Genomic DNA, 8,154 nt, shown 5'->3' with positions numbered 1-8,154 from the left:
TGATCGGCTTGTAGGGGGGGTTGGTGCGGGCGCCGTTGAACTTACCGGTGTCCACCGTGATGGCGGTGGCGGAGGTCAGGGCGGAGATGCCAGCCGCGCCACGAATCTCGAAGGTCGGGCTGCTGGAGAAGTAGTAAGCGTAGCGGTTGCCGCGCTCCGGAGCGTAGCCGACGATCTTGATGTCGGACTCGTAGCGGTCCTTCTCCTGGAGGAACGCGCGCTGCGTGGTGAACCAAGCCTTCAGGTTGGCCTTGGCCTCACCCTGCTTGGAGCGGGCCTGGAACTTGATGAAGTTCGGGATCGCGATGGCGGCGAGGATGCCGATGATGGCAACCACGATCATGAGCTCGATGAGCGTGAAACCGCGGTTCTTGCGGGCGAACAGACGGGTCATTGAGGAATTACCTTCCGAGGGTGGGTTGCGGCCGAAGCCGTCGGGAGCAATAGCACGAACGGTGCCACCGTCAACCCATCAGCCCGCCGACGCCGATCCAGGTACTTAGCGCGACCCCGGGGGAGCCAATGGACGTGGAGCGTCGGTGCGGGTGCCAATTTTCGTCACTCGGGTGACAGGAATGGTCTGCCCGCTGGCCACGCGGCAGCCCTATGCTGCGCGGCCCGGAGCTTCTCGCGGAAGAAGGGACGCAGAAACAGTGACCCCTCAGGACCTGGTGGAGGGAGCGGCCGTGGCGCTGGTGTTCGTCATGGGCCTGCTCTTCGGCAGTTTCTTGAATGTCGTGATTGCTCGCGTACCCCACGACCAGAGCATCGTGAGTCCGCGCTCGCGGTGTCCCAGGTGCGGGCATCAACTCGCCTGGTACGAGAACATTCCAGTATTCTCGTGGATCGCGCTGCGGGCGCGCTGCAGTGCGTGTGGACTGCCCATCTCCTGGCGCTATCCGCTCATCGAGCTGCTCACCGCGTTGCTCTTCCTCTCCTGCCAGCGGCGCTTTGGCTGGAGCCCCGAGCTGGTGTCGGGCCTCGTGCTGGTGCTGCTGCTGGTGTCGCTCTCCTTTATTGATCTGGAGCACTGGATCCTCCCGCATGAGCTGACGCTGCCGGGCATCGCCGCCGGGCTGGCGCTGTCCGTGCCGATGGGGCTGGAGCGGGTGCGCGACGCGGCGATTGGCGCGGCGGCCGGGTTCCTCGTCTTCTGGGGGATGGAGTGGCTGGGGAGGCTGATCTTCAAGAAGGAGGCGCTGGGTGGGGGGGACAAGTTCCTGCTGGCGCTCATCGGGGCCTTCCTCACCTGGAAGCCGCTGCTCGGCGTCATCTTCCTCTCCTCGTTCCAGGGCGCGGTGGTGGGCGTGGTGATGCTGCTCATCCACGGACGGGCGGGACCGGCACCCGCGCCCGAGGCCCCCACCGCGCCGCCCCCGGCGACGGAGCCCGGCTCGGGGCCCGAGCAGACGGGAGCGGAGCGCACGAGCGAGGAGGCGGACGATGAGGACGACTGGGTACCGGGCCCCACCAACATCCCGTTCGGCCCCTGGCTGTCGCTCGCCGCGCTCGAGGTGATGCTGCTCGGTCCCTGGCTGCGCGAGGTGCTGCCGTTGCCGGTGGACGTGCTGCTGACGGGAGTGCGGTGAGCGGGGGCGTGCGCGGATGAAGTGGCGCGTCGCCAGTGTCGCCTTCCTGCTCAGCGTGGTGGGCACGGGCCTCACCTGGTTCACCCTCCAGCGACCGCTGCTCGCGCTGATGGAGGTGGCCCGCCAGGGCGCGGCCCACGGCTCGAGGGAGGCCGCCCTGCTCGCGCGGACGATCGGCTCGCTGCCCTTCCTCCTCGCGCTGGACCTGGTGCTGCTCACCCTCGTGGCCTACGGGGTGCTGGACTTCATGGTGGGCCGGCCGCTGCGCCGCACCGAGGAGCTGGTGGAGCAGCTCGGCCGACTGGAGCTGGACGCCGCGATGCCGGAGAGCGCGGGGCCGTTGCTCTCGCGCATCCAACGGGCGCTCTCGCGCATGACGGTGGCGCTCCAGCAGGAGCAGGAGACCACCCGGCGTCAGGTGCAGGCCCTGCGTGCCGCCAACGCGCGCCTGACCCAGGCGCAGACCGAGCTCGTCTCCTCGGAGCGGCTGGCCACGGTGGGCCGGCTCGCCGCGGGCGTCGCCCACGAGGTGGGTAATCCGCTGGCGGGCATCCTCGGCTACCTCTCACTGGCCAGCGCCCGCACCCAGGACCCCGAGGTGCAGGAGTTCCTCGGGCGCATCGATCAGGAGGTGCAGCGCATCGACGGCATCGTGCGAGGACTGCTGGAGATCGGCCGCCCGGGGCGGGGGAAGCTGGGGCCGGTGGACGTGGGGCACCTGGTGGAGACGTGCGTGCAGCTCGTGAAGGCGGGGAGGGACTTCTCGTCCGTGCGGCTGGAGTTCGCGCTCACGCCCGGCCTGCTCGCGTGGGCGGACTCCGGCTCCCTGTCGCAGATCATCATCAACCTGCTGCTCAACGCGGTGCAGGCCATGGGAGGGGAGGGGAAGGTGCGGCTCGCCACCCGGAGTGAGGGGGGGGACGTGCTGCTGGTGGTGGAGGACGCGGGGCCGGGCATCCCGGAGGAGGTGATGCCGCGCCTCTTCGAGCCCTTCTTCACCACCAAGGAGCCCGGCCAGGGCACGGGACTGGGGCTGGCCGTCTCGCGCAGCCTCGCCGAGGGCATGGGGGGGCGACTGACGGCGGAGAACGTCCCTGGAGACGGGGCTCGCTTCTCCGTCCGCCTCCCAGCCGTCTGAGGCGGAATCTGGCCGACTTCCCGGGAGTGGGCTACTCCTGGGGTGCTCCCATGGCCCTCTTCCGCAGCATCCTCGTCGCCGATGACGAGCCGTCGCTCCGCCACGTGCTCACCCTGGTGCTGTCCGGCCTGGGCTACGAGGTGCGTGCCGTGGCGGATGGCGACGAGGCGGTGCGGGAGCTGGCCGCGCGCAGCTACGACGTGCTGCTGTGTGATGTGCGCATGCCCCGGCGCGACGGCCTGTCCGTGCTGCGCCATGCCATCGCCGAGCACCCGGGACTGACGGTGGTGGTGATGAGCGCGTATGGCTCGCAGGAGCAGGCGCTCGAGGCGGTGGGCGCCGGCGCGTACGACTACGTGCGCAAGCCCTTCAAGCCCGAGGAGATCGTCTTCGTGCTGCGCAAGGCGGAGGAGCGCGAGCGCCTGGTGCGGGAGAACCGGCGTCTCCAGGGGGGAGGGGGCGCCACGCCGGCCGAGCACATCCTCGGGCAGAGCGAGTCCCTTCGCGAGGTGCTGCGGCAGGTGGAGCGGCTCGCGCCGGTGAACACCACCGTCCTCGTCACCGGCGAGAGTGGCACGGGCAAGGAACTCATCGCGAAGGCGCTGCACGCGCGCTCGCCCCGGGCCGCCATGTCCTTCGTCGCCGTCAACTGCGGCGCCATTCCCGCCGGCCTCATCGAGAGCGAGCTCTTCGGCCACGCCAAGGGCGCCTTCACCGACGCGCGCACCGCCCGGCGCGGCCTCTTCAGCGAGGCGGATGGGGGCACGCTCTTCCTCGACGAGGTGGGGGAGCTGCCCCCGGCCGCCCAGGTGAAGCTGTTGCGCGTGCTACAGGAGGGCGAAGTCCGCCCGGTGGGGGAGAACCGCGCGGAGAAGGTGGACGTGCGCGTCATCGCCGCCACGCTGCGCGACCTGGGCCGGCTGGTGGAGCGGGGCGAGTTCCGCGAGGACCTCTACTACCGCCTCAACGTGGTGAATGTCCGGGTGCCCCCCCTGCGCGAGCGCCCCGGGGACATCCCCCTGCTGGCGCGCGCCTTCCTCACCCGCTTCAACCGCGAGCTCAACCGCGAGTCGCCCGTGCTCGGCTTCAGCCCCGAGGCCGAGGCCCTGCTGACGTCCTACGCCTGGCCCGGCAACGTGCGAGAGCTGGAGAACGCGATGGAGCGCGCGGTCCTGCTCGCCGAGGGAGAGCTGATCCTCCCGCGCAACCTGCCAGAGCGGCTCTGGTCCGCCCCCCCTCGAGTCCCGGCTCCCACTCCCACCCCTACACGTCCCCCTCCCGAGGGCAACCTCTCCCTCAAGCAGGCCATGCGAGAGCTGGAGGAGACCTACATCCGCGCCGCCCTACGCCGCACCCGGGGCAACCGCACCCGGGCCGCCGAGGTCCTGGAAATCAGCCATCGGGCCCTGCTGTACAAAATCAAGGAGTATGGAATCGACCCCGATGCGGAGGGGGAACGAGGCTGACTGCCTGCCCGGCAGCGGACGGAGCGGCAAACGGTCCGATTTGACTGAACGTCGCTGGAGCCTGAAAATCGGCTTCCGATGAACGGCGTGGGCGCACCGCCGTGGATTTTCGGGGGACAGAATAGATTGGCCGCCAGCTTCACGGGCAGGCGCGAAGCACTTTTTAGGAGGGCTCGCAAGCCGGTGCTACGCTGGTGGCCCCTCCAGGAGTAACGACTGAATGGCGAAGGGAAAGCTGGCTCTCGGTCTCGATATCGGATCGACCTCGGTGAAGATGATCCTGCTCAAGGAGCAGCGCAAGCGTGGCCAGGTGAGCTACGCGCTGCAGAACTTTGGCATGAAGCCGCTTCCTCCCGAGGCGATCGTCGACGGCGCGTTGATGAACTCCACCGCCATCGTCCAGGCGCTTCAGGAGCTGATGTCCGAGCTCAAGGTGAAGAGCAAGGAGGTCGCCATCGGCGTCTCCGGTCACTCGGTCATCATCAAGAAGATTCAGATGCCTCGCATGAGCCAGGAAGAGCTCGAGGAGAGCATCCAGTGGGAGGCGGAGCAGTACATCCCCTTCGACGTCAAGGACGTGAACATCGACACGCAGATCCTGGACTCGGGCGGCAATGACGCCACGGGCCAGATGGACGTGCTGCTGGTCGCGGCCAAGAAGGACATGATCAACGACTACACCACGGTGGTCTCCGAGTCGGGGCTCCTGCCGGTGGTGGTGGACGTGGACGCCTTCGCCGTCCAGAACATGTTCGCCACCAACTACGACGTCCCCGACAAGGAGACGGTGGTGCTCATCAACGCGGGCGCCTCGGTGGTGAACATCAACATCATCTCCAACGGCATCACGGTCTTCACCCGCGACGTCACCATCGGTGGCAACCAGTTCACCGAGGAGATCCAGAAGCAGCTCAACGTCTCCTACGAGGAGGCCGAGGCGCTGAAGATCGGTGGCACGCGCGGGGACTCGGACGCGGTGGTTCCCCAGGAAGTCGAGCGCGTGCTGCAGAGCGTGGCCGAGCAGGTGGCCGGCGAAATCCAGCGCTCGCTGGACTTCTACGCGGGCACGGCCGTGGATGCCACGTTCACCAAGGTCTACCTGTCCGGTGGAACCGCCAAGATTCCGGCGCTGTTCAAGACGATCGAGACCCGCGTGGGCGTTCCGGTGGAGATCCTCAATCCGTTCCGGAAGATCGACGTGGACAACCGCAAGTTCGACCCCTCCTTCATCATGGAGGTGGCGCCGATGGCCGCGGTGGCCGTGGGTCTGGCTCTGCGCAAGCCCGGTGACAAGCTCGGCTGATCCCTCTTCTTTCGCTTCGAAGGACCGACGCACATGATGATTCGCATCAACCTGTTGCCCGTCCGGGCGAAAGTGACGGGGGAGAAGGGCCGGCAGATCCTGGTCCTCTTCGCCATCGTTCTCCTCGCCGCCTGCGTGGGCAATTTCTTCTGGTATTCGGACCGCGATGACGTGGTCCAACGGCAGGCCGCCGGCCTGGACGCCACCCGCGCGCGCATCGCCGAGCTCGACAAGACCATCGGCGAGGTGAAGAACATCAACGCCCGCAAGACCGAGGTGGAGAAGAAGCTGGCGGTGCTCGACGAGCTGCGCCGCGGCCGCAACGGCCCGGTGCGCTTGCTGGACGCGCTCGCCACCGCCCTGCCCAAGAAGGCGTGGATCAACACCTTCGCCGAGGAGCGCGGCACCGTGAAGCTGGTCGGCTCGGCCGTCAGCCACGACGACGTGGCCGAGCTCATGCGCAACCTCAACAGCATGGTGTGGACGCCCAAGGGCATCGGCCGGCTGGTGGAGCAGCGCCGTGAGGCCAAGACGTCCCGCGTGGAGCTGCTCGCGGCGGATGTCACCATCGAGGAGTTCCCGGTGGGCGACATCAAGCCCTTCTTCTCCAACGTCGACCTGAAGAGCACCGCGCAGAAGGGCAACTCCTCCGTTCCGGGGCAGGTGTCCACGGTGGACTTCGACATCTCCCTCAACGCCAACTACGCCATCTAAGAGAGCCCACACGATGGACAAGCACCTCGATAAGATCGTGAAGGCGCCCCCCGCGGTGAAGTTCGGCGGGCTGGCGGCCGCGGTGGTGTTGTTGACCGCCGCCAACTTCTTCTGGGTCATCCAGCCCCTGGAGGAGGAGATGGAGGGCCAGCGCGCCGAGCAGCGCCGGCTCGACATGGACCTGGCGGAGAAGAGCGAGATCGCCCAGAACCTCAACGAGCGCCGGCGCGAGATGGATGTGCTGGAGCAGAAGCTCGCCGAGGCCCTCACCGAGCTGCCGGAGAACAAGGACGTCGAGGAGCTGCTCGCGCAGCTCAACGACATCGGCAAGAAGTCCGGGCTGGAGATCTCCCGCGTGGAGCCGGGCCCGGAGACGGTGGGCGGCGGCGACTTCTTCGCGCGCATCCCCATCCGCATGGCCGTGTCCGGCAACTATCACGAGATCGCCATGTTCCTTCAGGAAGTGGCGAACATGCGGCGCATCGTGAATGTGAACAACATCCAGCTCAATGGCGCCAAGACGAAGAACGAGAAGGTGATTCTCAATAGCTCGTTCATGGCCACCACCTTCCGCTTCGTGCAGACCGCTGCGCCGGCGAAATCCACCAAGTAGTTTCAGAAACTTGATCGGTCCTGGAAATGGGGCGACAAGGGGACTGAGGATGAAGACGTTCCACTCCATGTTCATCTCGGGGGCATTGGCCCTCGTGCTCGCGGGTTGCGGCGAGGAAGCCGAGCCACCTCCCGCGGCCATTCCCGCGCGCCCGCAGGCCGCGGCGAAGGAGACGACTGCGTCCACCGGACAGGCGGCGGCGGCTACGGCCACCTACGTCTACAGCTACAACCCGGTGGGCAAGCGCGACCCGTTCCGCAGCCCCGTCGATGAGATAAAGACGGACACGACACAGCCCGCTGGACAGGCCTCTTGTAGCGAGCCGCTCTGCCAGTGGGACATCGATCAGCTGAAGCTGGTCGCGGTGGTCACGGGTGACGCCAACCCGATGGCCATGGTCGAGGACCCGATGGGTCGCGGCCACATCGTGCGCCGCAACACCCGGATGGGTCGCCAGGGTGGCAAGGTGACGCAGATCCTTCGTGACGAGGTCGTCGTCACCGAGGTCATCACCACCGCGGAGCGAGCGATCGCCAACCAGGTGAAGCTGGAGCTGCGGCAGGACACCACGCGGGACCCCGCCTACGACCTGATTACGGGCAAGAACTGGGAGCCGTAGTTCCGTAGCTGGCCCGGCTCCCGGGCCCACTGCAACTTGTTGAGGGGAAGCATGCTCGAGGAGAGCGTTGTGACGAGGGGCAAGTTGATGAACATGGTGACTGCGTTGTTGGTCGCCATCGTGGGCGTCGGGGCCGAGGCCGCCGAGCTCAATACGTTGCGCGACCTGAAGGTCGTGCAGACGGGAGCGGGCGCCCAGGTGGTGGTGACGGGCACGCGGGCGCCCACCTTCACCGTCTTCCGGCTCAGTGGGCCGGAACGGCTGGTGGTGGATCTCTCGTCCGCGGACGCCACGGGCATCAAGGGCGCCCACGGCGGCCAGGGTCCGGTCTCCGGGGTGGTGGCCTCCCAGTTCTCGGATGCACGCGCGAGCGTGGGCCGGGTCCTGGTGGCGCTGACCCAGGCCTCCCAGTACGACGTGCGCGCGGATGGCAACCGCGTCATCATCTCGGTGGACGGGGCCGCGGCTCCGGCGGCCGAGGCGAAGGCGGAGGTCGTGGCTCCGGCCGCGGCCGAGGTGAAGCCGGCGCCCGTCGCCCAGCCCGAGCCCGCCGTGGCCAAGGCCGAGCCCGCTCCGGAGGTGGCCCCCGTGCCGCAGCCGGCCGCGGCCGAGCCGCAGGAGAAGAAGGCCGCCGCGCTGCCCGAGAACGTGGTGGCGGCCGAGGCGGACGAGCGCGAGGTGGCGCACCCGGCGCGCCGCATCACCAGCCTGT

9 protein-coding genes are annotated in these 8,154 nt (G+C 68.0%); 8 read left to right on the top strand and 1 reads right to left on the bottom strand.

Features of this window, described 5'->3' with window-relative positions:
- On the bottom strand, positions 1-394 hold a 394-nt coding region (locus tag VF794_RS00355; RefSeq protein ID WP_331106555.1), incomplete at its 3' end, for a prepilin-type N-terminal cleavage/methylation domain-containing protein.
- A 310-nt stretch (positions 395-704) separates the two neighbouring features.
- Between VF794_RS00355 and VF794_RS00350 the strand changes: the two genes are divergently transcribed.
- From VF794_RS00350 to VF794_RS00315, 8 genes are all read left to right on the top strand, one after another.
- Positions 705-1,589, top strand: coding sequence for a prepilin peptidase (locus VF794_RS00350; RefSeq protein ID WP_331106557.1), 885 nt, complete (start codon positions 705-707; stop codon positions 1,587-1,589).
- A 16-nt stretch (positions 1,590-1,605) separates the two neighbouring features.
- Complete coding sequence (locus VF794_RS00345; protein ID WP_331106553.1) at positions 1,606-2,727, top strand: sensor histidine kinase; 1,122 nt, start codon at positions 1,606-1,608, stop codon at positions 2,725-2,727.
- Between the two features lie 50 nt (positions 2,728-2,777).
- Positions 2,778-4,193 carry a sigma-54 dependent transcriptional regulator gene (locus VF794_RS00340; protein WP_331106551.1) on the top strand — a complete coding sequence of 472 codons (1,416 nt, stop codon included), beginning with the start codon at positions 2,778-2,780 and terminating at the stop codon, positions 4,191-4,193.
- A gap of 220 nt (positions 4,194-4,413) precedes the next feature.
- Positions 4,414-5,496, top strand: coding sequence for a type IV pilus assembly protein PilM (pilM, locus tag VF794_RS00335; protein WP_331106549.1), 1,083 nt, complete (start codon positions 4,414-4,416; stop codon positions 5,494-5,496).
- A 33-nt stretch (positions 5,497-5,529) separates the two neighbouring features.
- A complete protein-coding gene (locus tag VF794_RS00330) occupies positions 5,530-6,210 on the top strand; it encodes a PilN domain-containing protein (RefSeq protein ID WP_331106547.1) in 681 nt (226 codons plus the stop codon).
- Positions 6,211-6,223: 13 nt separating this feature from the next.
- The gene (locus tag VF794_RS00325) at positions 6,224-6,823 is read left to right on the top strand and encodes a type 4a pilus biogenesis protein PilO (RefSeq protein WP_331106546.1); all 600 of its coding nucleotides are present in this window, start codon (positions 6,224-6,226) and stop codon (positions 6,821-6,823) included.
- A 49-nt stretch (positions 6,824-6,872) separates the two neighbouring features.
- The gene (locus VF794_RS00320; protein WP_331106544.1) at positions 6,873-7,442 is read left to right on the top strand and encodes a pilus assembly protein PilP; all 570 of its coding nucleotides are present in this window, start codon (positions 6,873-6,875) and stop codon (positions 7,440-7,442) included.
- A gap of 51 nt (positions 7,443-7,493) precedes the next feature.
- Positions 7,494-8,154, top strand: a 661-nt coding sequence (locus VF794_RS00315) for an AMIN domain-containing protein (protein ID WP_331106542.1), incomplete at its 3' end; no start/stop codon positions are given.

It is taken from the genome of Archangium sp. (assembly GCF_036389735.1).
In the GTDB taxonomy this organism is placed as follows: Bacteria; Myxococcota; Myxococcia; order Myxococcales; family Myxococcaceae; genus Archangium.
The sequence above is the reverse complement of the archived record's forward strand: the minus strand, read 5'-3'. Positions and strand labels throughout refer to the sequence as shown.